This is a genomic window from Paenibacillus sp. FSL W7-1332 (assembly GCF_037969785.1).
Taxonomy (GTDB): domain Bacteria; phylum Bacillota; class Bacilli; order Paenibacillales; family Paenibacillaceae; genus Paenibacillus_AQ.
The window spans coordinates 6,746,286-6,772,922 of the sequence record NZ_CP150209.1 but is presented as its reverse complement, the minus strand read 5'-3'; the positions used below and the strand labels follow the sequence as shown (position 1 = coordinate 6,772,922).

The following is a 26,637-nucleotide window of genomic DNA, read 5'->3' as shown; positions in this document are numbered from 1 at the left end:
ACCCTATGGCACTGCAAATCTATAACACGCTAACCCGCATGAAAGAAACGTTTGTTGCTCAGGAACCCGGGAAGGTAAAGATCTACGTGTGCGGTCCTACCGTGTACGATTATATCCATATCGGGAATGCTCGGCCGATGATCTTTTTCGACGTGGTTCGAGCTTACTTTGAGAACCAGGGTAATGATGTGAATTACGTGGTGAACTTTACGGATGTGGATGACAAAATGATCCGGAAAGCGGAGCAAACCGGGACGACCGTTCCGGAGGTCGCGGATAAGTTTATTAACGCCTATTACGAGGATCTGGACGGTCTTGGCATACCAAGAGCGACATTGAATCCGCGGGTAACGGACAATATGGAGAGCATTATCGAATTCATCCAGGAACTCATTGACCGCGACTTTGCTTATGAGAACGGAGGAGATGTATTCTACCGGACCCGCAAGTTTGACGATTACGGGAAGCTGTCCCAGCAAAATCTCGATGAGCTGCAATTCGGTATCCGGATTGAGGTGGATAAGCGGAAAGAAAATCCGGAAGACTTTGTTCTATGGAAAGCCGCGAAGCCTGGAGAGATCTACTGGAGCAGTCCTTGGGGCGACGGCCGTCCAGGCTGGCATATTGAGTGCTCCGCCATGGCCCGTCGTTATCTCGGGGATACGCTGGATATCCATGGCGGCGGCCAGGACCTGCAGTTCCCGCACCATGAATGCGAAGTTGCGCAGTCGGAGGCACTGACAGGCAAACCGCTGGCGAACTATTGGATGCACAATGGATATATCCGCATCAATAACGAGAAAATGTCGAAATCGTTAGGCAATGGTGTATTGGTTAAGGAACTTCGTGAACAATATACAAAAGAAGCTATCCGCTATTTCATGTTGTCCACCCATTACCGCAACCCGCTGAATTATAGCGATGAGGTGATGGAGCAGGCGCAGAACAGCGTGGAACGTCTGGCGAATGCGGCGGCTAATATCGAGCATCGATTGAGTACCGCGATCGGTTCGAAGGACGATACCGTAAGCCAGGAAGTTGCGGATAAAATATCGGCCGTCCTTGTCGAATTTCATCAGAAGATGCAGGATGATTTCAACACGCCGGACGCCATCACCGCCATGTTCCAATGGGCCAGCGAGGCGAATCAGCTGTTGAAGGAAGCCTCGATTCCTGCGGCGGACCTGCATGAAGTGCTGCGCGCTTTCAACGAAATGAACGGCGTGCTGCGCATCGTAAATACAGGCACGGATGAGTTGCTGGATGAGGAGATTGAAGCTCTGATTACCGAACGTGTCGAAGCCCGGAAGAATAAAAACTGGGCCCGAGCGGATGAAATCCGCGACAAGCTGGCGGATGAAGGCATCGTGCTTGAGGATACGGCGCAGGGTATGCGCTGGCGGCGTAAATGAGCGGGCCTGAGTTTCATGATCCCGCAGTAGGCTGGTTCGATTTTCCGCCGTCGAAGCCGGCCCGGTTAATCCCGCCCATCGTGCTTGCCTATATCGGAGATGCCATTTATGAGGTGGCGGTGCGGCAGTTTTTGATATCGAGAGCGAATCTCCGCCCCCATCACTTGCACCGTTCGGCAACAGGATTTGTGTCGGCGAAGGCACAGAGCCGAATATTGGCTTATCTGGATCCGGAGTTGACGGAAGAAGAGCGCGATATTGTGCGTCAGGGACGCAACGCCAAATCTGGCAGCATCCCCAAAAATGCCGACGTCCTCGAATACCGGCATGCAACGGCATTTGAGACGCTGGTTGGGTATTTATATTATACGGGTGAGCAGGACCGGCTCCGTGAGCTCATAGGGAAGAGCATCGAGTATATTGAGGGGTCTATTAAATAGACCGTTAGACAATATCGCATCACATTGAAACGATACAGCCGGTGTTTCCGCGAGGGGACGCCGGCTGATATGCAGGAGGAGAACTACATGTTGCAAGAAGAGGAAGTAGTAGCTGGTAAGCACTCCGTAACGGAAGCGCTCAAATCAGGACGTACGATCAACAAAATATGGATTGCCGAAAATGCGCAAAAGCACCTGACCCTGCCGATCATCGCGGAAGCGAAGAAACTGGGTATTGTCATTCAGCATGTGGACAAACGCAAGCTGGATCAGATGGTTCCGGGAGTTCAGCATCAAGGCGTGGTTGCCCAAGCGGCACCCTATGCTTATGTGGAAGTGGAGGATTTGCTGAAAGTTGCAGAGGAAAAAGGCGAACCGCCTTTCTTGCTGCTTCTCGACGAGATCGAGGATCCGCACAATCTGGGCTCGATTCTCCGGACGGCAGACTGCACGGGTGCTCATGGCGTCATACTGCCTAAGCGCAGATCCGCCCAAGTAACGGCAACGGTATCCAAAACATCCGCCGGCGCAGTGGAGTATGTGCCCGTAGCTAGGGTGACCAATCTGGGCCAAACCATCGATCAGCTGAAGGAAATGGGTGTGTGGGTTGTCGGGACCGTTGTTGATGCCGTTCAGGAATTGTATGACACCGAGGTTTTTGACGGGCCGGTTGCTATCGTTATCGGTAATGAGAATAAAGGGATGGGGCGTCTGATCCGTGAGAAATGCGATGTGCTTGTGAAACTGCCGATGGCCGGAAAGATCAACTCGCTTAATGCCTCGGTAGCCGCAGGTGTCGTTATGTACGAAGTGCTTCGCCGTCGCCGCCTTCAAGGTTAGCAATGATGGCCGATTGGCGGGATGTGCTGCTGGTCGACGGTTATAATATGATCGGCGGCTGGCCATATCTTGCGAAGCTCGCCAATAGCAGCATGCATGAAGCGCGAGACATGCTGCTGGAGAAATTAGCGGATTACCAGGCGTTCTCAGGCCTCAGAGTCGTGGTGATTTTTGACGCATACCGTGTTCCTGGACTGGGGAAATCCTACACGCAAGGCAAGGTTCAGGTGTTTTTTACGAAGGAGAAAGAAACCGCCGATGAGTGCATTGAACGGCTAGTCGGGGAGTTTAGCCACCGTCGGCGTAAAATTTATGTGGCGACCAGCGATTTAATTGAGCAGCACGTGATTTTTGCTCGGGGAGCACTCCGGCTGTCCGCCCGGGAATTGCTTAACGAGGTGGAGCAAAGTGAGCGCGAAGTGAAGCAAAAAATAACGAAAGAGCAGACCAAGAGCAGGAATACACTTGACGGGAAGCTGCCGCCGGATGTGAGACAGGCGTTCGAGCGCTGGCGAAGGGAATAGAACTGTTTTACACAATAGGGACGAGAGGTCGGCTCATTTGGAGAATGAAAACGGTATATGAATCTATGAAAAAGTTTACATTAAATGTTATTATCGGTCTATTTTAGGTAGAACGTAGTTGACGGTCTAGTAGACATCATATATACTTGTCATATATTTCAAGCGAGTGACGGGCTACCGTGCGTTCCGGGCCGGAGGGATTCTATTGAGTGTGGACCTCAAGGAAGTCATGTTGTCAGGGTATGATGTGATAAGCGATGAAGACATTGTCGAGGCGGTCCGCGAGGGTGATAGCGGGGCGCTGGAGTATTTGATCAATAAATACCGGAATTTTGTACGTGCTAAAGCCCGCTCCTATTTTCTGATTGGCGCTGACCGGGAAGATATTGTCCAGGAAGGCATGATCGGGCTGTACAAGGCAATTCGTGATTTTAAAGGGGATAAGCTGTCCTCGTTCAAGGCCTTTGCCGAGCTCTGCATTACCAGGCAGATCATTACGGCAATTAAGACCGCTACGAGACAGAAGCATATTCCGCTCAATTCGTATGTCTCATTGGACAAGCCGATTTATGATGAGGATTCGGACCGTACGCTGCTGGATGTCATTTGCGGTACTGCGGTAAGCGATCCGGAGGAACTGATCATCAATCAAGAGGAATTTGTCGGCCTGGAAGACAAGATGTCAGAGATCTTAAGCGAGCTGGAACGGAAAGTCCTGATGCTCTATTTGGACGGTCGATCCTATCAAGAGATTGCGGTAGATTTAAGGCGTCATGTAAAATCGATTGACAATGCACTCCAGCGAGTAAAGCGAAAGCTTGAACGTTATCTGGAAGTCAGGGATAATTAATAGCAAGTGTCGGATAAGAAGCAGAAGGCTCAATCAGAGCCTTTTTTTAATTGCCTGATCGTTATTGAATCAGGATGGCCGGCGAAGGATCTTTTTTATACTTTGTCGCCATTTATTTTTAGCTGGCAGATATGATAGGACGAAATTCCAAGATGTCCATTTTCGCAAAACGCAAAATGTGTAATATTTGGTGTTTCATCTCTTGGAAGATTGAACATACTGGATATAGACTAAATGCTATGCAGGATGGACAAAGACTGTGAAACGCCACAGTTTTTTACAGCGAGATGTTTACAATATTCCGGGGACTCATTCCCTGGTTTAGCTGGCAATGGCATTTATTGCAGCCCGCAATCAGAGAGAAAAAGGCTTGAAATGGCGCTATCCTTGTGATAAAGTGTTTTAGGTAGGCCTAAATTCGCGTGTTTTATGAATGGATCGTTGTTACAGCTTTTGGAACAACGGTTTTATTCATCTCGCAGAAATAACCGGGTTTCGATGAGAACAAGGTTGTTTCTACTAGGATCAATATCGATTCTTCTGACAAAGAAGGACGTCTTCGGGAGGTGCACATCATGCGGGTAATTATCACTTTGGCTTGTACAAGCTGCAAACAAAGAAACTACACAACCACCAAAAACAAGCGAAATCACCCCGACCGCATGGAGATGAAGAAATTTTGCAAGTTCTGTAACGAGCAAACTCCTCATCGCGAAACCAGATAGTTTTCTTTTGGAGGTGTAGTCGGCGTGAAACGTGGTTTCAAGTCTCTGTTTTCCTTTTTCTCTGAAAGCTGGGCGGAACTTAAAAAAGTTCGCTGGCCCAATCGTAAAGAACTGACGAACTATACTTTAATTGTTCTCGGCACCATTGTGTTTGTCACGATTTATTTTTGGGTTGTAGACATCGGTATTTCCGCTGTGATCGAAGCGATAATTTAGAAGGGTCCCAGGTGGCTTGATATGGAAAAAAGATGGTACGTAGTTCATACCTACTCTGGGTATGAGAATAAAGTCAAAGCCAATTTGGAAAAACGTGTCGAGTCCATGGGCATGGAGGACAAAATATTCCGCGTTCTTGTTCCGATGGAAGAAGAAATCGTAAACAAAGACGGCAAGAAAAAAACCGTCATGCGTAAAGTTTACCCGGGATATGTCTTGGTCGAAATGATTCAGACCGATGATTCTTGGTATGTTGTCCGCAATACACCAGGAGTGACCGGTTTTGTTGGTTCGACAGGGTCCGGTTCTAAACCGACGCCTTTGCTTCCAGAAGAAGTAGAACAGATTCTGAAGCATATGGGCATGGAAGAACCGAAACCGAAGATCGAATTCGACATCAAGGAATCCGTTCGTATCAAGGTTGGTCCTTTTGCGAATTTTGTGGGCTCCGTGGAAGAGATTTTGGCTGAAAAGAGCAAGTTGAAAGTTCACGTCAACATGTTTGGACGGGAAACCCCGCTGGAGTTGGATTATACTCAAGTGGAGAAGATTTAATTCTTCAGGTTTCTTGTGGGAGGGCGTGTCAAAGCGTCCGCTACCACTATTGATGCAAGGAGGTGTCAACCATGGCTAAGAAAGTTATCAAGATTGTGAAACTGCAAATTCCTGCAGGTAAAGCGAATCCGGCTCCTCCAGTAGGTCCTGCATTGGGTCAAGCGGGTGTCAACATCATGGCATTCTGTAAAGAGTTCAACGCACGTACTGCTGATCAAGCTGGTCTGATCATTCCGGTTGAAATTTCGGTGTTTGAAGATCGTTCCTTTACGTTCATCACTAAAACTCCACCGGCTGCTGTTCTGCTTCGTGTGGCTGCTAAGATCGAAAAAGGATCCGGCGAGCCTAACAAGAAGAAAGTTGCTACTGTTAAGCGTGACGCTGTTCGTCAAATCGCTGAAACAAAAATGCCTGACCTGAACGCTGCATCTGTTGAAGCTGCAATGAAGATGGTAGAAGGTACTGCCCGTAGTATGGGTATCACAATCGAAGACTAATTGTCTTTTGATTGAAACCGAACTAGGTTCGGATTATGTGGGAGGAATTTCCGCTAACACCACAAAGGAGGAAAACAAACATGGCTAAACACGGTAAGAAATACGTTGAAGCTGCGAAGCTGATTGACAGCGAAGCAACTTATGAGCCTTTGGAAGCTGTAGAGCTTGTGAAGAAGGCTGCAACTGCCAAATTCGACGAAACTGTTGAAGCGGCTGTACGTTTGGGTGTAGACCCACGTAAACAAGACCAGGCTGTTCGTGGTGTTGTTGTCTTGCCTCACGGCACAGGTAAAACACAACGCGTTCTGGTATTTGCAAAAGGTGAAAAAGCGAAAGAGGCAGAAGCTGCTGGCGCTGATTTTGTTGGCGATCAGGACATGATCAACAAAATCCAACAAGGCTGGTTCGAGTTCGATGTCTGCGTAGCTACACCTGATATGATGAGTGAAGTCGGTAAACTTGGCCGTCTGCTCGGTGGTAAAGGCCTGATGCCTAACCCTAAAGCTGGTACGGTTACATTCGATGTTGCTAAGGCTGTTCAAGAAATCAAAGCCGGTAAAATCGAGTACCGTCTGGACAAAGCAGGTCAAATTCACGCGCCGATCGGTAAAGTGTCTTTCGATGCAGCTCAATTGAATGAGAACCTCAAAGCTCTCATCGATGCATTGAATCGTGCGAAACCAGCTGCTGCTAAAGGTGTATACCTGAAAGGCATCGCTGTTTCCTCGACAATGGGACCAAGCGCTCGCGTGAACACAACCGTCTACAGATAATATTACCATTGACTTTGGTCAATGAGGTTTGATATTATGTAACAGTTGTGAGTCTTCGAGACTGACCCTTAAAGTTGAATATGCTTACCGTAGACAGTAGGTGCCCTAAGCAGGCTTAATTTCCTACCGAGGTGTTATGATAGAACGTCAACAATTTGTCCGGTTACTCCGGCCAAATGATGATTCATCAGGCCTTCGTGATTCTACGGAGGCTTTTTTAGTGCCCGTAGGAAGAGCGGAGAGCTTGGTGCTCTTACGCTACTAATACAACCAGGAGGTGTAATCATTGGCAAACGCAAAAGTGATTCAAGCGAAACAAGAAGCGGTTGATGTCGTTGCTGCTAAGCTGCGCGAGAGCGTATCGACAGTAGTTGCTGACTATCGCGGACTGAACGTTGCGCAAGTAACTGAACTTCGTAAACAGCTTCGTGAAGCTGGCGTCGAGTTCCAAGTACTGAAAAACACGCTGCTTCGCCGTGCAACTGCGGCAGCAGAGCTGACTGATCTGGACGAAGTCTTGACTGGTCCAACAGCTGTTGCATTTGGTACCAATGACGCTGTCGCTCCAGCAAAAATCCTTAACGATTTTGCTAAGAAAAACGACGCGTTGAAATTGAAAGGCGGCGTAGTAGAAGGCCGTGTAATCGGAGAGAGCGAAATCAAAGCTCTGGCAGAACTTCCGTCCCGCGAAGGTCTCCTCTCCATGCTCCTCAGCGTGCTTCAAGCTCCAGTGCGCAACTTCGCGCTTGCAGTTAAGGCTGTTGCTGAGAAGGAAGAACAAGGCGCATAAGCTTTGTCTTGCTGAAGCTGTGTAACAACAACTATAAAATCTTAATAATAAATGGAGGTTCAACTTAAATGAGCAAAGAGCAAATCTTGGAAGCAATTAAAGGTATGTCCGTTCTGGAACTGAACGATCTCGTAAAAGCAATCGAAGAAGAATTTGGTGTAACTGCTGCAGCTCCAGTAGCTGTTGTAGGTGGCGCTGGTGCAGCTGAAGCTGCTGAGCAATCCGAATTTGACGTAATCCTGACTAGCGCAGGCGCGTCCAAAATCAACGTAATCAAAGTGGTTCGCGAAATCACAGGTCTTGGCTTGAAAGAAGCAAAAGAACTGGTTGACAACGCTCCAAAACCATTGAAAGAAAAAGTGGCTAAAGAAGAAGCAGAAGCTGTTAAAGCTAAATTGGAAGAAGCAGGCGCATCCGTAGAAGTTAAGTAATTAACTTCTTGAGATTCACGTCAGCAAGAATCAAACCCCTTGAATATTTGTTCAAGGGGTTTGTTATTGTGGCGGGGAGATCACATGGTACTGATTCTCCGCAAGAAAGGTTATACTGGGATAAGAGCGCTTAAGAGCGAAATATCTTAGGCGGGCAGACTTTGATTCAAGACGGAGGAAATGATGCCGAATCAACATTATTACTCGAATCAGCCGGAAATTGCTCATGACCGTAAGGAGTTAAAGACGGAGCTTCGGGGGCAGACTTTCAACTTTATCAGTGACGCGGGCGTATTCTCTAAGAGCGGCGTGGATTATGGCAGCAAGGTTTTAATAGAGGTTATGAACTTTAACCAGCATGCTGAAGTATTGGATGTAGGCTGCGGATATGGTCCGATCGGTCTGTCAGCGGCAAAAATGGCTGCGCAGGGCCATGTGACGATGATCGACATTAATAGCCGTGCTGTCGAATTAGCCAAGGAGAATGCGAAACGTAATGGTATATCCAATGTGACCATCTTGGAGAGTGATTTGTTTGCTGCGGTGCAGGGTCAGCAATTCGACGTGGTTCTCACCAATCCGCCGATTCGTGCCGGGAAAGAGACGGTTCATGCCATATTCGAAGAAGCGTGGAAGCATCTGCGTGAGGATGGGCAGCTGTGGGTTGTGATTCAGAAGAAGCAAGGCGCGCCTTCAGCGAAAGCGAAGCTGGAGAGTCTATTTCATCAGGTCGAGGAAGTAACGAAGGATAAAGGATACCGGATATTCAAAGCGACGAAATCTTCTTAAAATAGTTCGACTAGGCTGTTGACTTGGGTATGCTGGTATGGTATTATTATAAAATGTCAGTATTAGGATGGTCTCTTTGTCTTTAGTTGGCTGAAATGTCAAGACTTAATGTGTGGAAAGATGCATAAAGTCGATCATATTGACGTATAATATGTACATTTTGGGCAAATCTACAGGATATGAGATGATTATCATAACCATGGATAAGCTGCTCTTTTTTCGAAAAGGTATTCGATAAGGGCTTTTCTCTATTTATGGGAGTGTCCTCTGTATGTTCCATTATAGTGTTACAAACAGAGGTTCGCAATGAAATTTTTAAAGTGAGTAGACATGAGGGGTGAGTTTAAGTTGGCAGGACATCTTGTTCAATATGGTCGACGCACTCGGCGAAGTTATGCTCGTATTAACGAGGTACTCGAAGTTCCGAACCTGATTGAAATCCAACAAAAATCTTATGAATGGTTTTTGGAGGAAGGACTCCGCGAAATGTTCCAGGACATCTCGCCGATTCAGGATTTCACAGGTAATTTGGTGCTAGAGTTCATTGACTACAGCCTTGGAGAACCGAAATACACCGTCGATGACGCGAAAGAACGCGACGTTACTTATGCGGCGCCGCTCCGCGTGAAAGTCCGGCTCATTAACAAGGAGACCGGCGAGGTCAAGGAGCAGGAAGTGTTCATGGGAGACTTCCCGTTAATGACGGAAACCGGAACATTCATTATCAATGGTGCCGAACGGGTTATTGTCAGCCAGTTGGTTCGCTCTCCCAGCGTCTATTTCAGCACAAAAGTGGATAAAAACGGTAAGACGACGTACACTGCAACAGTTATCCCTAACCGCGGCGCTTGGCTTGAACTGGAGATGGACGCGAAGGACATTATCTATGTCCGGATCGACCGTACCCGTAAAATCCCTGTAACGGTACTTTTACGTGCACTTGGTTTTGGTACAGATGCCGAGATTCTGGATCTTCTGGGCAATGATGAATATATTCAAAATACGCTGGATAAAGACAACACCGACTCCACGGAAAAAGCGCTCATCGAAATCTATGAACGTCTTCGTCCGGGCGAGCCGCCAACACTGGAGAATGCGAAGAGCCTTCTCGTTGCCCGTTTCTTCGATCCGAAGCGTTATGATTTGGCTAACGTTGGTCGCTACAAGATCAACAAGAAGCTTCATATTAAGAACCGCCTCTTTAATCAGCGTTTGGCAGAGAGTTTGATAGACATCGATACGGGTGAGATCATTGCAGAAGCTGGTCAAACCGTAGACCGCCGTCTTTTGGACGAGATCATGCCTTACCTTGAGAAGAGCGTAGGCTTCAAGAACTATCATGTTACCGGCGGTGTGATGGACAGCGAGGATATCCCGCTGCAAACGATCGATGTATTCTCTCCGATTGAGGATGCCAAAGTCGTGAAGGTCATAGCGAACGCAAACATTGATAAATCGGTGAAGCATATTACACAGGCAGATATCATTTCTTCCATCAGCTATTTCATCAACCTGCTGCATGGGATTGGCAATACGGATGATATTGACCACCTGGGTAACCGTCGTCTGCGTTCCGTAGGCGAATTGCTTCAAAATCAGTTCCGTATCGGTTTGTCCCGGATGGAACGTGTCGTTCGTGAAAGAATGTCGATTCAGGATGCAAACGTGATTACGCCGCAGGCGCTTATCAACATACGTCCGGTTATCGCATCGATTAAAGAGTTCTTCGGAAGCTCCCAGCTGTCGCAGTTCATGGATCAGACCAACCCGCTTGCGGAACTGACGCATAAACGTCGTCTGTCTGCTCTCGGACCCGGCGGTTTGACTCGTGAGCGTGCGGGCTTTGAAGTGCGGGACGTTCACCACAGTCACTATGGCCGTATGTGTCCGATCGAGACCCCGGAGGGACCGAACATCGGTCTGATCAACTCCTTGTCGACGTTTGCGCGCATCAACGAATATGGCTTCATTGAAGCTCCGTATCGTTGGGTGGATCCGAAGACCGGTAAAGTAACGGACCAAATCGATTACCTGACTGCAGACGAAGAGGATAACTACATCGTTGCCCAGGCGAACGCCGAGCTCAACGAAGATGGTACCTTCGCTGACGAAATGGTTATCGTCCGTTATAACAAGCAGTCCGATAACATCCTTCCTATGCCGAGCGACCGTGTAGACTACATGGACGTATCGCCTAAGCAGGTCGTGTCGGTAGCGACGGCGCTCATTCCGTTCCTTGAGAACGATGACTCCAACCGCGCGCTGATGGGATCCAACATGCAGCGGCAGGCTGTTCCGCTTCTTATTCCTAAAGCTCCGCTCGTCGGAACCGGAATGGAACACAAGTCTGCGAAAGACTCCGGTGTATGTATTGTATCCAAACATGACGGGATTATTGAACGTTCATCCGCTAATGAAATCTGGGTCCGCCGTGTGGAAAATGTCGACGGACAAGAAGTCAAAGGCGATCTTATTAAACATAAATTACACAAATTTATGCGCTCGAACCAAGGAACATGCATCAATCAGCGTCCAATCGTTAAACGCGGCGATGTCATCAAAAAAGGTGACATTCTCGCAGACGGTCCATCCACGGAGATGGGCGAATTGGCACTGGGCCGCAACGTCGTTGTTGCGTTCATGACTTGGGAAGGTTACAACTACGAGGATGCGATTCTTCTCTCCGAGAAACTGGTCAAAGAGGATGTGTACACTTCGATTCATATCGAGGAGTACGAATCCGAAGCTCGTGACACGAAGCTCGGACCGGAAGAAATTACGCGTGATATTCCTAACGTAGGTGAAGAAGCACTGAAGAACCTTGACGAGCGCGGAATTATCCGCATCGGTGCCGAAATCAGCGCCGGAGATATTCTCGTAGGTAAGGTAACGCCTAAGGGTGTGACCGAGCTGACGGCTGAAGAGCGTCTCCTGCATGCGATCTTCGGTGAGAAGGCTCGCGAAGTGCGCGATACCTCGCTGCGCGTTCCTCACGGTAGTGACGGAATCATCGTAGACGTGAAGGTGTTTACACGTGAGAACGGTGACGAATTGCCGCCGGGCGTTAACCAACTGGTTCGTGTTTACATCGCACAGAAACGTAAAATCTCCGAAGGTGACAAAATGGCCGGACGTCACGGTAACAAAGGTGTCGTTGCCCGTATTTTGCCTGAAGAAGATATGCCGTTCCTGCCAGATGGCACGCCGGTTCAAGTTGTGTTGAATCCTCTAGGGGTTCCATCACGGATGAACATCGGTCAGGTGCTCGAGGTTCACTTGGGTATGGCTGCGCTCCAGCTCGGCATTCACGTGGCTTCACCGGTATTTGACGGTGCAAGCGAGTATGACGTGTTTGATACGATGGAAGAAGCAGGCATGCAGCGCAATGGTAAGACCGTATTGTACGACGGACGGACGGGTGAACGTTTTGAACGTGAAGTTACCGTCGGCGTCATGCACATGATCAAGCTCGCGCACATGGTTGATGATAAAATTCACGCCCGTTCTACGGGACCATACTCTCTCGTTACGCAGCAGCCGCTGGGTGGTAAAGCTCAGTTTGGTGGACAGCGCTTCGGTGAGATGGAAGTGTGGGCACTTGAAGCTTACGGTGCTGCTTATACGCTGCAAGAAATTCTTACCGTCAAGTCGGATGACGTGGTCGGCCGGGTGAAAACCTACGAATCCATCGTCAAAGGCGAGAATGTTCCGGAACCGGGTGTTCCTGAATCGTTCAAGGTATTGATTAAAGAGCTTCAGTCTCTCGGTATGGATGTCAAAATCCTGAGCGAGAATGAAGAGGAAATCGAGATGAAAGAACTCGATGACGAAGACGATGCTCAAGGTGATAAACTGAGCCTTAACTTGGAAGGCACTGAAGTCGGAGTGGAATAACGGTCAATCATTCACCCCCGTCGGCTTATAAGTCGGCGGTGGTGTTATGGTCGTATAGCACATAAATAGGACTAGGTTGAGGAGGGTTGCTCCTTGTTGGACGTTAACAATTTTGAGTACATGAAAATCGGTCTTGCTTCACCGGAAAAAATTCGCTCTTGGTCTCGCGGAGAGGTGAAGAAGCCGGAAACGATTAACTACCGTACATTGAAGCCGGAGAAAGAAGGCTTGTTCTGTGAGCGGATTTTCGGTCCGCAGAAGGACTGGGAATGTCACTGCGGTAAGTATAAGCGTGTCCGTTATAAAGGAGTAGTCTGCGATCGCTGTGGCGTTGAAGTAACACGCGCTAAAGTCCGTCGTGAACGGATGGGTCATATCGAACTTGCGGCTCCTGTATCGCATATTTGGTATTTCAAAGGCATTCCAAGCCGTATGGGTCTGGCTCTGGATATGTCCCCACGATCTCTGGAGGAGATCATTTACTTCGCATCTTATGTTGTAACCGATCCGGGAGATACACCGCTGGAGAAGAAGCAACTGTTGTCCGAGAAGGAATATCGCAGCTACCGTGAGAAGTACGGTTACGGATTCCAAGCAGGCATGGGTGCTGAAGCGGTTAAGAAACTTCTTCAAGACATCGACATTGACAAAGAGCTTGAGTTCCTTAAGGAAGAATTGCGCACTGCACAGGGTCAGCGCCGCAACCGGGCCATCAAACGCCTGGAAGTAATTGAGGCGTTCCGTAACTCCGGCAACAATCCGGAGTGGATGATCATGGATGTGCTGCCGGTCATTCCGCCGGAGCTTCGCCCGATGGTTCAACTTGATGGTGGACGCTTTGCGACCTCCGACTTGAACGATCTGTACCGTCGTGTTATTAACCGGAACAACCGTCTGAAAAGACTGCTGGATCTCGGCGCGCCGGATATTATCGTTCAGAACGAGAAGCGCATGCTGCAGGAAGCTGTCGATGCACTGATCGATAACGGCCGCCGCGGTCGTCCGGTCACAGGTCCTGGTAACCGTCCGCTTAAATCCCTCAGCCACATGCTGAAAGGTAAACAAGGACGTTTCCGTCAGAACTTGCTCGGTAAACGGGTTGACTATTCCGGTCGTTCCGTTATCGTTGTAGGTCCTTACCTGAAAATGTATCAATGCGGTCTGCCTAAGAAAATGGCGCTTGAGCTCTTCAAGCCGTTTGTTATGAAAGAACTGGTCAACAAAGGCCTTGCACATAATATCAAGAGTGCGAAGCGCAAAGTAGAACGTGTAAGTCCAGAAGTATGGGATGTGCTCGAAGAGGTTATTAAAGAGCATCCGGTTCTTCTGAACCGTGCACCGACGCTTCACAGACTCGGTATTCAAGCATTTGAACCGATTCTGGTTGAGGGCCATGCGATCCGTCTTCACCCGCTCGTATGTACAGCGTATAACGCTGACTTTGACGGTGACCAAATGGCGGTTCACGTTCCTTTGTCAGCTGAAGCTCAAGCTGAAGCACGTCTTTTGATGCTGGCATCGGGTAACATTTTGAACCCGAAAGACGGTAAGCCGGTTGTCACGCCTTCTCAGGATATGGTACTGGGTTCCTTCTATCTGACTATGGATAACAAGGAAGAAAAAGGTACCGGCATGATTCTGGGCAGCGTGAACGAAGCGGTTTCCGCTTATCAGCGTGAAGCAGCTGGTCTGCATGCACGCGTAGCGATTCCGGTTAAAGCCTTGGGCAAAACCAGCTTTACGGAAAAACAGCAGGATGCGATTTTGATTACGACGATCGGCCGGATTATCTTTAACGAGATTTTCCCTGCCAGCTTCCCGTACATCAATGAAGCGACTCGTACGAACCTTCTGCAAGGCACGCCTGAGAAGTATTTCGTATACGAGAAGGGTGCAGATATTCAAAAAGTGATTCAGGAACTGCCAATCAGCGGTGCTGTTGGTAAGGAATATCTGGGTTCCATCATTGCACGCTGCTTCGAAACGTACCATACAACGGAAACCTCTGTGATTTTGGATAAAATCAAGCAGCTCGGTTTCACCTACTCCACTCGAGCAGGCGTAACGGTTGCGGTATCCGACGTTATCGTCCCTGACGAGAAAAATGAAATTTTGAAAGAGTCCGATGAGAAGGTTAAAGTGGTAACGAACCAATATCGCCGCGGCTTGATTACGAATGAAGAACGTTATGATCGTGTTATCGATATCTGGTCCAAGACCAAGGACGATATCACGGATGTACTCATGAAATCGATGGACCGCTTTAACTCCATCATGCTCATGGTAGATTCCAAAGCACGGGGTAACAAATCGCAGATCACTCAGCTCGGCGGTATGCGGGGTCTGATGGCGAACCCGTCGGGTCGTATCATCGAACTCCCAATCAAATCGAACTTCCGTGAAGGACTGACGGTACTCGAGTACTTCCTGTCCACGCACGGTGCGCGTAAAGGTCTTGCCGATACGGCGCTTCGTACCGCTGACTCCGGTTACTTGACTCGTCGACTTGTTGACGTAGCCCAGGATGTTATCGTTCGCGAAGATGAGTGCAGCACGGATAAAGGCTTTACCGTTAGCCGTATTCAGGACGGTAAAGAAGTTATCGAGGATCTCTACGACCGTATTGAGGGACGTTATGCATTTGAAACTGTCCGTCATCCGGAAACGAAAGAGATCATCGTGAACCGTAACGAATTGATTGACTCCGACAAAGCTGAGGAAATCGTAGCAGCTGGCGTTGAGAAGCTTCAAATTCGTTCCATCTTGAGCTGCCGTGCGCGTTATGGCGTCTGCAAAAAATGTTACGGTCGTAACCTGGCTACTGGTAAGCATGTTGAGATTGGTGAAGCGGTTGGTATTATCGCAGCTCAATCCATCGGCGAACCGGGAACACAGCTCACGATGCGTACGTTCCACACAGGCGGCGTTGCCGGCGATGATATTACACAAGGTCTTCCGCGTATCCAGGAGCTCTTTGAAGCCCGTAATCCTAAAGGTCAAGCGACCATTAGTGAGATCGACGGTGTGGTTAAAGAGATCCGCGAAACGAAGGACCGTCGTGAAATCGAAGTACAAGGTGAAGCTGAGACTAAGGTTTACGCTGTTACCTATGGCTCCCGTCTGCGCGTAAGCGAAGGCAAGCAAATTGAAGCCGGGGATGAACTGACCGATGGTTCCATTGATCCGAAGGAAATGCTTCGTATCAAAGGTATCCGTGGCGTGCAGAACTACATCCTTCAGGAAGTTCAACGCGTATACCGTAACCAAGGCGTAGAAATTAATGATAAACACGTTGAAGTTATGATCAGACAGATGCTGCGTAAATTCCGTATCGTTGATGCGGGAGATACGACCCTGCTGCCAGGCTCCTTCGTGGATATGCATGAATACGAGACAGCTAATAAAGACGCTATTCTCTCCGGGAAAGAACCAGCGGTTGCTAAACCAGTTCTCCTCGGGATTACAAAAGCGTCTCTCGAAACGGATTCGTTCTTGTCAGCAGCCTCCTTCCAGGAGACGACTCGCGTGTTGACTGACGCTGCCATTAAAGGTAAAGTCGATCAGCTGCTTGGTCTGAAAGAGAATGTTATCATTGGTAAACTGATCCCTGCAGGTACCGGTATGAACCGTTATCGCAGCGTGAAGTTCGAGGGACAAAACGATGTGAATGACGAAAGTCAGGAACTCGAAACAGCTTCTATAGATTAAGAAACAGTCAGGTGATGAGGAGATTTCCGTATCTTAAGATGCGGAAGACCTCCTCGTCCCAAAGTTTCTTTTTTCCTGATTTAATAGCTTGACATCGATTAGGGCAGATGCTAATATAGCAAAGGTGCGTGAATAGTTTCTTTGTTCCCTGTTCTTTTGGAGGAATGACTTATGTCTAATGATAAAGGATTACAGGATGCACACATCAAGATTGGCACCAAACAAACGATGAAGGCCGTTGAATCCGGTTTGGCTACAGAGGTTTATGTGGCTGAAGATTGCGACCAACGTTTGATTTCAAAAGTCGTATCCGAGTGTGATAAGAATGGCGTGCATATCAACTATGTACCCACGATGATAGAGCTTGGAGAAGCATGCGGTATTGAAGTTGGTGCAGCTATGGTAGCTGTCTTGAAATCATGATTTGAGAAATCGTTTTTGTTGGAGAAGACGTTACTTCTCTCGGCAAAAACTTTTCATTTGTTCTTTTATGAACCGCCTGGGTCTGTGGACTTAAACGGGGTTTGTAATCGAATGATAAATACGGGAAGGGGGTGGCTAGCATGCCAACAATTAACCAACTGGTTCGCAAGGGCCGTCAAGCTAAAGTTTACAAATCGAAATCTCCAGCTCTTCAAAAAGGTTTTAACGCTTTGAAACGTGAGGAGACCGACTTGAGCGCTCCGCAAAAACGCGGTGTATGCACTCGTGTAGGCACAATGACGCCGAAAAAACCGAACTCCGCACTTCGTAAATATGCTCGTGTTCGCTTGACGAACCGCATTGAGGTGACGGCTTACATTCCGGGTATCGGACATAACTTGCAAGAGCACAGTGTTGTATTGGTTCGCGGTGGACGGGTAAAAGACCTTCCGGGTGTACGTTACCATATCGTTCGCGGCGCACTTGATACCGCTGGTGTAAACAACCGGATGCAAGCTCGTTCCAAATACGGCACGAAGCGTCCTAAAGCAAAAAGCTAATTGATGCTCATGTTTTCGTAACATGACTCATGACTGAAGAAAGGGGGATATCCATGCCACGCAAAGGTCCAGTAACTAAAAGAGACGTGCTGCCAGATCCAGTGTATAACAGCAAGCTGGTAACTCGTCTGATCAACCGCATCATGTTGGATGGTAAAAGAGGTGTTGCTCAAAGCATCCTTTACAATTCGTTCAACATCATCAAGGAACGTACTGGTAATGATCCGATGGAAGTGTTTGAAGCAGCTATCAAGAACATCATGCCAGTATTGGAAGTTAAAGCTCGTCGTGTCGGCGGTGCTAACTACCAGGTTCCGATCGAAGTTAAACCAGAGAGACGTACATCCCTTGGATTACGTTGGCTCGTAAACTACTCCCGCAACCGCGGCGAGAAAACCATGGAAGAGCGTTTGGCGGCTGAGATCATCGATGCTTCCAACAACACAGGCGCTTCCGTTAAGAAACGCGAAGATACACACAAAATGGCTGAAGCGAACAAAGCGTTTGCTCACTACCGTTGGTAGGATTCAGCAACTAATTAATACTTCTAATTTTGAAGGGAGACTATTCGCATGGCGACAAGAGAGTTCTCCTTGAAAAATACACGTAATATCGGGATCATGGCGCATATTGACGCTGGTAAAACGACCACTACAGAGCGGATTTTGTTCTATACAGGCCGTACGCACAAAATCGGGGAAGTTCACGAGGGTGCAGCTACAATGGACTGGATGGAGCAGGAGCAGGAGCGCGGTATCACGATTACATCCGCTGCGACTACCGCTTCTTGGAAGGGTCATCGCGTTAATATTATCGACACCCCGGGGCACGTTGACTTCACAGTAGAAGTTGAACGTTCCCTTCGTGTATTGGATGGGGCAGTAGGTGTATTCAGTGCGAAAGAGGGCGTTGAACCTCAGTCGGAGACTGTTTGGAGACAAGCAGACCGTTATGGAGTTCCGCGGATCGCATACGTAAACAAAATGGATATTATCGGTGCCGACTACTTGAACGTAGTTAAAGATATGAGAGAGCGTCTGCAAGCGAATGCGGTAGCGATTCAGCTTCCGATCGGTGCAGAGAATGATTTCATTGGCATCATCGATATTATCGAGGAAAAAGCTTATATGTATAAGGATGACCTCGGTCAAAATATCGAAGAAACCGAAATTCCAGCAGAATTCAAGGATCAAGTGGAAGAGCTTCGCAACGAGCTTGTTGAGAAGGTAGCAGAACTTGACGAAGACTTGACAATGAAATATCTTGAAGGTGAAGAAATCACCATCGCTGAGTTGAAAGCTGCTCTGCGTAAAGGTGTTGTCGAAGTTAAGATCTTCCCGGTTATCTGTGGATCTTCTTACCGTAACAAAGGCGTTCAGCTGATGCTTGATGCCGTAATCGATTATTTGCCGGCTCCAACTGACGTTCCAGACATCAAGGGTACCCTTGAAGATGGAACTGAAGCTATCCGTCATTCTTCCGATGAAGAGCCGTTCTCGGCTTTGGCATTCAAAATCGCTACGGACCCTTATGTTGGTAAGCTGACATTCTTCCGCGTATACTCCGGTGTACTGCAATCCGGCTCTTACGTACTGAATGCAACTAAAGGTAAGCGTGAGCGCATCGGTCGTATCCTTCAAATGCATGCGAACAGCCGCCAAGAAATTTCCGAAGTATTCGCCGGAGATATCGCAGCTGCCGTAGGTTTGAAAGATACGGGTACAGGTGATACACTATGTGATGAGAAAAACCCGGTTATTCTGGAGTCCATGAACTTCCCTGATCCGGTTATCGAAATCGCAGTAGAACCTAAGACAAAAGCTGACCAAGATAAAATGGGTGTGGCTCTCGGTAAGTTGACGGAAGAGGATCCAACTCTTCGTGCACATACTGATGAAGAAACAGGCCAAACGATCCTGGCAGGTATGGGTGAGCTTCACTTGGACATCATCATCGACCGTATGCGTCGTGAGTTCAAGGTAGAAACTAACGTGGGTAAACCACAAGTAGCTTACCGCGAAACATTCCGTGCACCAGCTCGCGTTGAAGGTAAATTCGTTCGTCAGTCCGGTGGTCGTGGACAATACGGTCACGTATGGGTTGAGTTCGAACCTCTGGAACCAGGTAGCGGTAACCAATTCGACAGCAAAGTTGTCGGTGGTTCGGTACCAAGAGAATACATTGGTCCAGCACAACAAGGTATTGAAGAGCAAATGAAGAACGGTGTACTCGCCGGCTTCCCGCTTGTTGACGTTAAAGCAACAATCGTTGACGGTTCTTACCATGATGTTGACTCCAATGAAATGGCGTTTAAAATCGCCGGTTCCATGGCTCTGAAAGCAGCTAAAGACAAGTGTAAGCCTGTCCTGCTTGAGCCAATCATGAAAGTTGAAGTTACCGTGCCTGAGGAATACATGGGCGACGTAATGGGTATGCTGAACTCCCGCCGTGGACGTATCGAAGGTATGGACTCCCGTGGTGGTACTCAAATTATCCGTGCGAAAGTACCTCTTTCCGAAATGTTCGGTTACTCCACTACCCTTCGCTCCGGTACACAAGGACGCGGTGTGTTCTCCATGGAACTCTCCCACTACGAAGAAGTTCCTAAGAATATCTCCGATGAAATTGTGTCCAAGATCAAAGGCGGAGAGTAATAACGTTTTACCTGCTGGATAGGAGGCGGGACCAACATCCCGTTAACTCCGCTTCCGGCCTAACATATATATCCCCTTAAGGAGGAATTGTTCAAATGGCAAAGGCTAAATACGAACGTACGAAACCCCATGTTAACATCGGTACTATCGGTCACGTTGACCATGGTAAAACAACTTTGACAGCTGCAATCACATCTGTATTGTCCAAAACTTACGGTGGTGCTGCAATGTCTTTCGACCAAATCGACAAGGCTCCAGAAGAGCGCGAGCGCGGTATCACAATTTCAACTTCCCACGTTGAATACGAAACTGATACTCGTCACTATGCACACGTTGACTGCCCAGGTCACGCTGACTATGTTAAAAACATGATCACTGGTGCTGCTCAAATGGACGGAGCAATCCTGGTTGTATCCGCAGCTGACGGCCCAATGCCGCAAACTCGTGAGCACATCCTGTTGTCCCGCCAAGTAGGCGTTCCTTACATCGTTGTATTCTTGAACAAATGCGACATGGTTGAAGACGAAGAGCTCTTGGAATTGGTTGAGATGGAAGTTCGCGACCTGCTGAGCGAGTATGACTTCCCAGGCGACGACACTCCGATCACTCGTGGTTCCGCTCGTGAAGCTCTGCAAAACCCAGAAGGCGAATGGGCACAAAAAATCGTTGAAATGTTCAAAACAATCGACGAGTACATCCCATTGCCTGAGCGCGACACTGACAAGCCTTTCTTGATGCCTGTCGAGGACGTATTCTCCATCACTGGTCGTGGTACCGTTGCTACAGGTCGTGTAGAGCGTGGTACGATCAAAGTTGGTGACGAGATCGAAATCGTTGGTATCGCTGAAGAAACTAAGAAATCCGTTGTTACGGGCGTTGAGATGTTCCGTAAATTGCTGGATTCCGCACAAGCTGGTGACAACATCGGTGCATTGCTTCGTGGTGTTGAGCGTACTCAAATCGAGCGCGGTCAAGTACTTGCTAAGCCTGCTTCCGTTAAACCACACACAGAGTTCACAGCTCAAGTATACGTACTGAGCAAAGAAGAAGGCGGACGTCATAAGCCTTTCTTCACTGGCTACCGTCCACAGTTCTACTTCCGTACTACGGACGTAACTGGCGTGATCAACTTGCCAGAGGGTTCTGAAATGGTTATGCCTGGTGATAACATCACTGTAACGGTTAGCCTGATCAACCCAATCGCGATTGAAGAAGGAACTAAGTTCTCCATTCGTGAAGGCGGCCGTACCGTAGGTGCTGGTTCCGTTGCAAGCATCATTAAATAATTAAGGCTTACGAACAGTCTTGAATATAGCAACAGTGTATTGTAACGAGTAACAATGTGATGTCCTGATAAAAGAGTCTGATCCTTTGGATCAGGCTCTTTTCCTATTTGAGATCGGTTCGAGTAACCTGATTACAAGCTCCGAAGGATATTAGCGGTTTAGATTCGAAACTATCTATTATATAGAAGAGATCACATACAATATGATATGCGTGAGCGATGAAGTCTATTAACCAAGTCCTGCAACTTTCGGTTAATGATGCAAATACATATTAATTATGAATTAGTGCTTGCAATACGCCTATCTTTTATATATAATAGTGAATGTTGTTCTGCGACGTTGCGATGATGTGAGAGGTTACCGACACACCCGGCCCCTTTGCCATGAGGTGGGTGGTTGGAAAATTTTCGCGGAGTATGTCCGATACCAAATTGGGCGATAGAAGGAGGGAATAAAATGGCAAAGCAAAAAATTCGTATTCGCTTGAAAGCATACGACCACAGAGTTCTTGATCAATCCGCTGAGAAAATTGTTGAGACAGCAAAACGTTCGGGTGCTGGTGTATCTGGTCCGATCCCGCTGCCAACTGAGAAACAAGTAATTACCATTCTCCGTGCGGTGCACAAGTATAAGGATTCTCGGGAACAGTTCGAAATGCGTACACATAAACGCTTGATCGACATCGTGAACCCGACTCCACAAACTGTGGATGCCTTGATGCGCTTGGACCTGCCGTCCGGTGTAGATATCGAAATCAAACTGTAAGCATTGCATAATGAATTAGAGAAGAGAAAAGAGGTGTCAACATGAAAGGTATCTTAGGTAGAAAGCTCGGAATGACTCAAGTGTTTACCCCTGAGGGTGTTGTAATTCCTGTAACGGTTATCGAAGCAGGTCCTTGTGTTGTTCTTCAAAAGAAAGATCTGGAAAACGACGGATACGAAGCGATTCAAGTCGGTTTCTCTGATAAGAAAGAGAACAGATCTAACAAACCAGAAGCAGGCCATGCGAAAAAAGCAAACACTGCGCCTAAGCGCTACGTTCGCGAAATTCGCGGTGTTGACCTCGCGAGTGTCGAGGTTGGACAAGAGCTGAAGGCTGATGTCTTCGCAGAAGGCGAATTTGTTGACGTAACGGGTATTTCCAAAGGTAAAGGTTTCCAAGGTGTAATCAAGCGTTGGGGCCAAAGCCGCGGACCAATGTCTCACGGTTCCCGTTATCACCGTAGACCAGGTTCCATGGGTTCGATCCAGGCAAACCGTGTTCCTAAAGGAAAGCGTCTGCCAGGTCACATGGGCAATGAGACAGTTACGATTCAAAAGCTCGAAGTTGTTAAAGTCGATGCAGAGCGTAACGTAATCCTTGTAAAAGGTTCCATTCCTGGACCTAAAAAAGGTTTCGTTCAAATCAAAGAAACGGTGAAGAAATAATCGCCTAAAGAAAGGAGGAACAAACAATGCCTAAAGTAGCACTTTATAATGTCAGCGGTAGCCAAGTTGGCGAAGTAGAATTGAATGAAGCTGTATTCGGCATCGAGCCGAACGCACACGTATTGCACAGTGCAGTATTGTTGCAGCGCGCTTCGCTTCGTCGTGGTACCCACAAAGTAAAAGGACGTTCTGAAGTACGCGGCGGCGGACGTAAGCCTTGGAAACAAAAAGGTACTGGCCGTGCTCGTCAAGGTTCGATCCGTTCTCCACAATGGAAAGGCGGCGGTGTGGTATTTGGACCAACTCCGCGCAGCTACACATTTAAACTTCCTAAGAAAGTTCGTCGTTTGGCTATCAAATCCGCATTGTCTTCCAAAGTGATTGACAACGCGATTATCGTATTGGATCAATTGACGCTGAATGCGCCGAAAACGAAAGAGTTTGCTAACATTCTTAGCAACCTGAAAGTAGGCCGTAAAGCTCTGATCGTTGCTCCAAGCTATGATGATAATGTAGCCCTTTCCGCTCGTAATATTCCTGGTGTGAAATTCGTAGCGGCTGACGGCATTAATGTTCTTGACGTACTGTCGTACGATCAACTGATCATTACGAAGGAAGCAGTTCAGAAGGTAGAGGAGGTGCTCGCGTAATGAAAGACCCACGCGATATAATCAAGCGCCCGGTGATCACGGAACGTACGGCTGACTACATGGCAGAGCTGAAATATGCTTTTGAAGTGGATATCCGTGCTAACAAGACCGAGATCAAGCAAGCTGTCGAATCTATTTTTAAAGTTAAAGTATCGAACGTGAATACGATGCGTGTTCCTGCTAAACCAAAGCGTTATGGCCGTTATTCCGGTTACACAACCGAATGGAAAAAGGCAATCGTGACTTTGGCTCCAGACAGCAAACCGCTCGAGTTCTTTGAATCGGTTGAATAAGAATTTCTTAAGTAAGGAGGGAAAATTCAGTGCCTATTAAAAAGTATAAACCGACATCCCCGGCTCGACGCAACATGTCCGTGTCGACTTTCGAAGAAATCACCACGAATCAGCCGGAGAAATCGTTGTTGGCTCCGCTGAGCAAAACAGCTGGCCGTAACAACCAAGGTAAAATTACGGTTCGTCACCATGGCGGCGGACACAAGCGTAAATACCGTATCATCGACTTCAAACGGAATAAAGACGGCATTCCAGGTCGCGTTGCTACAATCGAATACGACCCGAACCGTACTTCCAACATCGCTCTGATTCACTATGTAGATGGTGAAAAACGTTATATCATCGCTCCTAAAGGTCTGAAAGTTGGAGACCAAGTAGTATCTGGAGTAGGTGCTGACATCAAGATCGGTAACTCACTTCCACTGGAAAACATTCCGGTAGGTACCGTTATCCACAACATCGAGTTGAAACCAGGTAAAGGCGGACAATTGGTTCGTGCTGCTGGTACAGAAGCTCAACTTCTCGGTAAAGAAGATAAGTACGTAACTGTTCGTCTTTCTTCCGGTGAAGTTCGTCGCATCCTGAAAGTTTGCCGTGCAACTATCGGTTCTGTGGGTAACCAAGACCATGAGTTGATCAAAATCGGTAAAGCTGGTCGTAGCCGCTGGCTTGGACAACGTCCTGAAGTACGTGGTGTCGTCATGAACCCTAACGATCACCCTCACGGTGGTGGTGAAGGCCGCGCTCCAATCGGACGTAAATCGCCTATGTCTCCATGGGGTAAACCAACCCTTGGTTACAAAACACGTAAAAAAGGTAAAGCTTCTGACAAATATATCGTTCGCCGCCGCACGAAGTAATGCGCGATTGTGCATAACTTCGTGACAGGCTCGAAGGTAACGAGACAATTTGGTGAAGGGAGGATTTCAATATGAGCCGTAGTTTGAAAAAAGGACCTTTTATTGACGGATATCTGCTCAAAAAAGTGGAGGACATGAACGCCGCAAGCAAAAAGGCTGTGATCAAAACCTGGTCCCGCCGCTCCACTATTTTCCCGCAATTTATCGGTCACACGTTCGGAGTATACGATGGCCGTAAACATGTACCTGTATATGTAACAGAGGACATGGTAGGACACAAGTTGGGTGAGTTCGCTCCAACTCGTACTTACAAAGGTCATGAAGATGATAAGAAAACAAGAAGATAATTAATGAAGCTCTTTGTTTGAGAGGAGGTTAAACATATGGAAGCAAAAGCACATGCTAGATCGATTCGTATTGCTCCTCGTAAAGCTCAACTCGTTGTTGACTTGATCCGCGGTAAGCAAGTCGGCGAAGCGATCGCAATTCTTCGTCACACTCCGAAAGCTGCATCTCCGGTTGTTGAGAAGCTTTTGAACTCGGCTATCGCTAACGCTGAGCATAACTACTCTTTGGATGTAACTAAATTGGTTGTGACGCAAGCTTATGTCAACCAGGGACCGACTATGAAACGTTTCCGCCCGCGTGCGATGGGACGTGCAAGCCGGATCAATAAACGCACCAGCCACATTACTTTGGTGGTAGCTGAAAAATAAGGAGGGAAAACGTGTGGGCCAAAAGGTAAATCCAGTAGGACTCCGTATCGGTATTATCCGTGATTGGGAATCCAAATGGTATGCAGGCAAAGACTTCGGTGATCTTTTGCTGGAAGACGTGAAAATCCGTGAATACCTGAAAAATAAATTGAAAGACTCCGCTGTATCCCGTATCGAAATCGAGAGAGCGGCTAATCGTGTGAACGTGACGATCCACACTGCGAAGCCAGGTATGGTTATCGGTAAAGGTGGTTCCGAAGTAGAAGTACTGCGCGGACAAGTGACTAAAATTGCCGGCGGTAAAAAAGTTCACATCAACATTTCTGAAATCAAAAACCCTGAACTGGACGCTATTCTTGTTGCTGAAAGCATTGCACAACAGCTGGAACGTCGTGTATCTTTCCGTCGTGCACTGAAACAAGCGATTCAAAGAACTATGCGCTCTGGAGCAAAAGGGATTAAAACATCGGTCAGCGGACGTCTTGGCGGAGCCGAGATTGCTCGTACGGAAGGCTACAGTGAAGGAACTGTTCCACTTCATACGCTTCGTGCAGACATCGACTATGGTACAGCAGAAGCGCATACGACTTACGGCCGTATCGGCGTGAAAGTATGGATCTATCGTGGAGAGGTTCTTCCTACGGCTAAGAAACAAGCTGCTCAGGAAGGAGGCAACTAATCATGTTGGTACCAAAACGTGTAAAACACCGCAAACAACAGCGCGGCCATATGAGAGGTCAAGCTAAAGGCGGTACTGAACTGAACTTCGGCGAATTCGGTCTGCAAGCAACAGAACCAGGCTGGATCACGAACCGTCAGATCGAGGCTGCTCGTATCGCGATGACTCGTTACATTCGTCGTGGCGGTAAAGTATGGATTAAGATTTTCCCAGATAAGCCGATTACTCAAAAGCCTCTCGAAGTGCGGATGGGTAGCGGTAAAGGTAACGTTGAGAAATGGGTTGCCGTTGTAAAACCAGGCAAGATCATGTTTGAACTTGGAGGCGTGTCCGAGGAAATCGCCCGCGAAGCGATGCGTCTCGCCGCTCACAAGCTGCCTGTTAAAACGAAGTTTGTGAAACGAGAAGAAGTGGGTGGTGAAGCAAATGAAAGCTAATGAACTGCGCAACTTAACCACTGCAGAAATCGAGCAAAAAATCGCCGGATTTAAAGAGGAACTCTTTAACCTCCGTTTTCAATTGGCCACAGGCCAGCTTGACAACCCGACTCGGATCCGTGACGTTCGCAAAGAAATAGCTCGTGCTAAAACCGTTATCCGTGAAAGAGAACTTGGGATTAGTTAATGAAGCAGAAACTCGACG

General features: G+C 47.9%; 30 protein-coding genes and 1 other annotated feature. All 30 genes read left to right on the top strand.

Features of this window, described 5'->3' with window-relative positions:
- Window positions 1–5: 5 nt before the first annotated feature.
- The 30 genes from cysS to rpmC all read left to right on the top strand — a co-directional run bounded on the left by cysS (window position 6) and on the right by rpmC (window position 26,619).
- A complete protein-coding gene (gene cysS, locus MKX98_RS30935; protein ID WP_339220162.1) occupies window positions 6–1,412 on the top strand; it encodes a cysteine--tRNA ligase in 1,407 nt (468 codons plus the stop codon).
- Window positions 1,409–1,852, top strand: coding sequence for a Mini-ribonuclease 3 (locus MKX98_RS30930; RefSeq protein WP_339220160.1), 444 nt, complete (start codon window positions 1,409–1,411; stop codon window positions 1,850–1,852). Before cysS ends, MKX98_RS30930 begins: the two co-directional genes overlap by 4 nt.
- Before the next feature lie 87 nt (window positions 1,853–1,939).
- Entirely contained in the window at window positions 1,940–2,692 is a 753-nt protein-coding gene (gene rlmB, locus MKX98_RS30925) for a 23S rRNA (guanosine(2251)-2'-O)-methyltransferase RlmB (protein WP_113061177.1), read from the top strand.
- Between the two features lie 5 nt (window positions 2,693–2,697).
- Window positions 2,698–3,216, top strand: a complete 519-nt coding sequence (locus tag MKX98_RS30920) for an NYN domain-containing protein (protein WP_071221026.1) — start codon at window positions 2,698–2,700, stop codon at window positions 3,214–3,216.
- A 205-nt stretch (window positions 3,217–3,421) separates the two neighbouring features.
- Window positions 3,422–4,066 (top strand): RNA polymerase sporulation sigma factor SigH, encoded by a 645-nt coding sequence (gene sigH, locus MKX98_RS30915; protein ID WP_194544959.1) that lies wholly within the window; start codon window positions 3,422–3,424, stop codon window positions 4,064–4,066.
- Between the two features lie 575 nt (window positions 4,067–4,641).
- On the top strand, window positions 4,642–4,791 hold the full coding sequence (gene rpmG, locus MKX98_RS30910; RefSeq protein ID WP_006212941.1) for a 50S ribosomal protein L33: 150 nt from the start codon (window positions 4,642–4,644) through the stop codon (window positions 4,789–4,791).
- Between the two features lie 24 nt (window positions 4,792–4,815).
- Window positions 4,816–5,007 (top strand): preprotein translocase subunit SecE, encoded by a 192-nt coding sequence (gene secE, locus MKX98_RS30905; protein ID WP_006212940.1) that lies wholly within the window; start codon window positions 4,816–4,818, stop codon window positions 5,005–5,007.
- A 21-nt stretch (window positions 5,008–5,028) separates the two neighbouring features.
- Window positions 5,029–5,562: a transcription termination/antitermination protein NusG gene (gene nusG / locus MKX98_RS30900; RefSeq protein WP_006212939.1), complete on the top strand. Its 534-nt coding sequence runs from the start codon at window positions 5,029–5,031 to the stop codon at window positions 5,560–5,562.
- A gap of 71 nt (window positions 5,563–5,633) precedes the next feature.
- Window positions 5,634–6,059: a 50S ribosomal protein L11 gene (gene rplK, locus MKX98_RS30895; RefSeq protein WP_076326233.1), complete on the top strand. Its 426-nt coding sequence runs from the start codon at window positions 5,634–5,636 to the stop codon at window positions 6,057–6,059.
- 80 nt (window positions 6,060–6,139) lie between these two features.
- On the top strand, window positions 6,140–6,832 hold the full coding sequence (rplA, locus tag MKX98_RS30890; RefSeq protein ID WP_009591966.1) for a 50S ribosomal protein L1: 693 nt from the start codon (window positions 6,140–6,142) through the stop codon (window positions 6,830–6,832).
- A gap of 69 nt (window positions 6,833–6,901) precedes the next feature.
- Window positions 6,902–7,060 (top strand) — a sequence feature (ribosomal protein L10 leader region).
- A 58-nt stretch (window positions 7,061–7,118) separates the two neighbouring features.
- The gene (gene rplJ, locus MKX98_RS30885; RefSeq protein WP_009591975.1) at window positions 7,119–7,622 is read left to right on the top strand and encodes a 50S ribosomal protein L10; all 504 of its coding nucleotides are present in this window, start codon (window positions 7,119–7,121) and stop codon (window positions 7,620–7,622) included.
- A gap of 68 nt (window positions 7,623–7,690) precedes the next feature.
- On the top strand, window positions 7,691–8,053 hold the full coding sequence (gene rplL / locus MKX98_RS30880; protein WP_076326231.1) for a 50S ribosomal protein L7/L12: 363 nt from the start codon (window positions 7,691–7,693) through the stop codon (window positions 8,051–8,053).
- A gap of 183 nt (window positions 8,054–8,236) precedes the next feature.
- Window positions 8,237–8,842, top strand: a complete 606-nt coding sequence (locus tag MKX98_RS30875) for a class I SAM-dependent methyltransferase (protein WP_339224615.1) — start codon at window positions 8,237–8,239, stop codon at window positions 8,840–8,842.
- 348 nt (window positions 8,843–9,190) lie between these two features.
- Window positions 9,191–12,736: a DNA-directed RNA polymerase subunit beta gene (gene rpoB, locus MKX98_RS30870; protein WP_071221023.1), complete on the top strand. Its 3,546-nt coding sequence runs from the start codon at window positions 9,191–9,193 to the stop codon at window positions 12,734–12,736.
- A gap of 93 nt (window positions 12,737–12,829) precedes the next feature.
- The gene (rpoC, locus tag MKX98_RS30865; protein ID WP_194544705.1) at window positions 12,830–16,444 is read left to right on the top strand and encodes a DNA-directed RNA polymerase subunit beta'; all 3,615 of its coding nucleotides are present in this window, start codon (window positions 12,830–12,832) and stop codon (window positions 16,442–16,444) included.
- Window positions 16,445–16,615: 171 nt separating this feature from the next.
- On the top strand, window positions 16,616–16,867 hold the full coding sequence (locus tag MKX98_RS30860) for a ribosomal L7Ae/L30e/S12e/Gadd45 family protein (RefSeq protein WP_015737626.1): 252 nt from the start codon (window positions 16,616–16,618) through the stop codon (window positions 16,865–16,867).
- A gap of 140 nt (window positions 16,868–17,007) precedes the next feature.
- Window positions 17,008–17,427, top strand: a complete 420-nt coding sequence (gene rpsL / locus MKX98_RS30855) for a 30S ribosomal protein S12 (RefSeq protein ID WP_006212930.1) — start codon at window positions 17,008–17,010, stop codon at window positions 17,425–17,427.
- 53 nt (window positions 17,428–17,480) lie between these two features.
- Entirely contained in the window at window positions 17,481–17,951 is a 471-nt protein-coding gene (rpsG, locus tag MKX98_RS30850) for a 30S ribosomal protein S7 (protein WP_006212929.1), read from the top strand.
- 48 nt (window positions 17,952–17,999) lie between these two features.
- Window positions 18,000–20,081, top strand: coding sequence for an elongation factor G (gene fusA / locus MKX98_RS30845; RefSeq protein WP_090914106.1), 2,082 nt, complete (start codon window positions 18,000–18,002; stop codon window positions 20,079–20,081).
- Between the two features lie 95 nt (window positions 20,082–20,176).
- Window positions 20,177–21,367 carry an elongation factor Tu gene (gene tuf, locus MKX98_RS30840; protein ID WP_194544704.1) on the top strand — a complete coding sequence of 397 codons (1,191 nt, stop codon included), beginning with the start codon at window positions 20,177–20,179 and terminating at the stop codon, window positions 21,365–21,367.
- Between the two features lie 456 nt (window positions 21,368–21,823).
- The gene (gene rpsJ, locus MKX98_RS30835; protein ID WP_009589214.1) at window positions 21,824–22,132 is read left to right on the top strand and encodes a 30S ribosomal protein S10; all 309 of its coding nucleotides are present in this window, start codon (window positions 21,824–21,826) and stop codon (window positions 22,130–22,132) included.
- Between the two features lie 41 nt (window positions 22,133–22,173).
- A complete protein-coding gene (gene rplC, locus MKX98_RS30830) occupies window positions 22,174–22,797 on the top strand; it encodes a 50S ribosomal protein L3 (protein ID WP_009589211.1) in 624 nt (207 codons plus the stop codon).
- A gap of 26 nt (window positions 22,798–22,823) precedes the next feature.
- A complete protein-coding gene (gene rplD / locus MKX98_RS30825) occupies window positions 22,824–23,447 on the top strand; it encodes a 50S ribosomal protein L4 (RefSeq protein WP_071221019.1) in 624 nt (207 codons plus the stop codon).
- Complete coding sequence (rplW, locus tag MKX98_RS30820) at window positions 23,447–23,740, top strand: 50S ribosomal protein L23 (RefSeq protein ID WP_006212919.1); 294 nt, start codon at window positions 23,447–23,449, stop codon at window positions 23,738–23,740. The genes rplD and rplW overlap by 1 nt, the downstream gene beginning before the upstream one ends.
- Before the next feature lie 29 nt (window positions 23,741–23,769).
- A complete protein-coding gene (gene rplB, locus MKX98_RS30815; RefSeq protein WP_076326223.1) occupies window positions 23,770–24,600 on the top strand; it encodes a 50S ribosomal protein L2 in 831 nt (276 codons plus the stop codon).
- 71 nt (window positions 24,601–24,671) lie between these two features.
- Complete coding sequence (gene rpsS, locus MKX98_RS30810; RefSeq protein WP_006212917.1) at window positions 24,672–24,947, top strand: 30S ribosomal protein S19; 276 nt, start codon at window positions 24,672–24,674, stop codon at window positions 24,945–24,947.
- 36 nt (window positions 24,948–24,983) lie between these two features.
- On the top strand, window positions 24,984–25,316 hold the full coding sequence (gene rplV, locus MKX98_RS30805; RefSeq protein WP_015737624.1) for a 50S ribosomal protein L22: 333 nt from the start codon (window positions 24,984–24,986) through the stop codon (window positions 25,314–25,316).
- A gap of 13 nt (window positions 25,317–25,329) precedes the next feature.
- Window positions 25,330–25,995: a 30S ribosomal protein S3 gene (rpsC, locus tag MKX98_RS30800; protein WP_006212915.1), complete on the top strand. Its 666-nt coding sequence runs from the start codon at window positions 25,330–25,332 to the stop codon at window positions 25,993–25,995.
- 2 nt (window positions 25,996–25,997) lie between these two features.
- Complete coding sequence (gene rplP, locus MKX98_RS30795; RefSeq protein WP_009589221.1) at window positions 25,998–26,432, top strand: 50S ribosomal protein L16; 435 nt, start codon at window positions 25,998–26,000, stop codon at window positions 26,430–26,432.
- Complete coding sequence (gene rpmC, locus MKX98_RS30790) at window positions 26,422–26,619, top strand: 50S ribosomal protein L29 (RefSeq protein WP_007132561.1); 198 nt, start codon at window positions 26,422–26,424, stop codon at window positions 26,617–26,619. Before rplP ends, rpmC begins: the two co-directional genes overlap by 11 nt.
- Window positions 26,620–26,637: the final 18 nt, after the last annotated feature.

Bases quoted from the DNA above. Each gene is read 5' to 3' on its own strand.
- rpmG (WP_006212941.1), top strand. From the start codon at position 4,642: ATGCGGGTAATTATCACTTTGGCTTGTACAAGCTGCAAACAAAGAAAC.
- rplA (WP_009591966.1), top strand. From the start codon at position 6,140: ATGGCTAAACACGGTAAGAAATACGTTGAAGCTGCGAAGCTGATTGAC.
- fusA (WP_090914106.1), top strand. From the start codon at position 18,000: ATGGCGACAAGAGAGTTCTCCTTGAAAAATACACGTAATATCGGGATC.
- MKX98_RS30930 (WP_339220160.1), top strand. From the start codon at position 1,409: ATGAGCGGGCCTGAGTTTCATGATCCCGCAGTAGGCTGGTTCGATTTT.
- rpsS (WP_006212917.1), top strand. From the start codon at position 24,672: ATGAGCCGTAGTTTGAAAAAAGGACCTTTTATTGACGGATATCTGCTC.
- rlmB (WP_113061177.1), top strand. From the start codon at position 1,940: ATGTTGCAAGAAGAGGAAGTAGTAGCTGGTAAGCACTCCGTAACGGAA.
- rplP (WP_009589221.1), top strand. From the start codon at position 25,998: ATGTTGGTACCAAAACGTGTAAAACACCGCAAACAACAGCGCGGCCAT.
- rplC (WP_009589211.1), top strand. From the start codon at position 22,174: ATGAAAGGTATCTTAGGTAGAAAGCTCGGAATGACTCAAGTGTTTACC.
- rplV (WP_015737624.1), top strand. From the start codon at position 24,984: ATGGAAGCAAAAGCACATGCTAGATCGATTCGTATTGCTCCTCGTAAA.
- MKX98_RS30875 (WP_339224615.1), top strand. From the start codon at position 8,237: ATGCCGAATCAACATTATTACTCGAATCAGCCGGAAATTGCTCATGAC.
- rpsJ (WP_009589214.1), top strand. From the start codon at position 21,824: ATGGCAAAGCAAAAAATTCGTATTCGCTTGAAAGCATACGACCACAGA.
- MKX98_RS30920 (WP_071221026.1), top strand. From the start codon at position 2,698: ATGGCCGATTGGCGGGATGTGCTGCTGGTCGACGGTTATAATATGATC.
- rplL (WP_076326231.1), top strand. From the start codon at position 7,691: ATGAGCAAAGAGCAAATCTTGGAAGCAATTAAAGGTATGTCCGTTCTG.
- rplK (WP_076326233.1), top strand. From the start codon at position 5,634: ATGGCTAAGAAAGTTATCAAGATTGTGAAACTGCAAATTCCTGCAGGT.
- rpsL (WP_006212930.1), top strand. From the start codon at position 17,008: ATGCCAACAATTAACCAACTGGTTCGCAAGGGCCGTCAAGCTAAAGTT.
- rpsG (WP_006212929.1), top strand. From the start codon at position 17,481: ATGCCACGCAAAGGTCCAGTAACTAAAAGAGACGTGCTGCCAGATCCA.
- rpmC (WP_007132561.1), top strand. From the start codon at position 26,422: ATGAAAGCTAATGAACTGCGCAACTTAACCACTGCAGAAATCGAGCAA.
- rplD (WP_071221019.1), top strand. From the start codon at position 22,824: ATGCCTAAAGTAGCACTTTATAATGTCAGCGGTAGCCAAGTTGGCGAA.
- nusG (WP_006212939.1), top strand. From the start codon at position 5,029: ATGGAAAAAAGATGGTACGTAGTTCATACCTACTCTGGGTATGAGAAT.
- tuf (WP_194544704.1), top strand. From the start codon at position 20,177: ATGGCAAAGGCTAAATACGAACGTACGAAACCCCATGTTAACATCGGT.
- cysS (WP_339220162.1), top strand. From the start codon at position 6: ATGGCACTGCAAATCTATAACACGCTAACCCGCATGAAAGAAACGTTT.
- rplW (WP_006212919.1), top strand. From the start codon at position 23,447: ATGAAAGACCCACGCGATATAATCAAGCGCCCGGTGATCACGGAACGT.
- MKX98_RS30860 (WP_015737626.1), top strand. From the start codon at position 16,616: ATGTCTAATGATAAAGGATTACAGGATGCACACATCAAGATTGGCACC.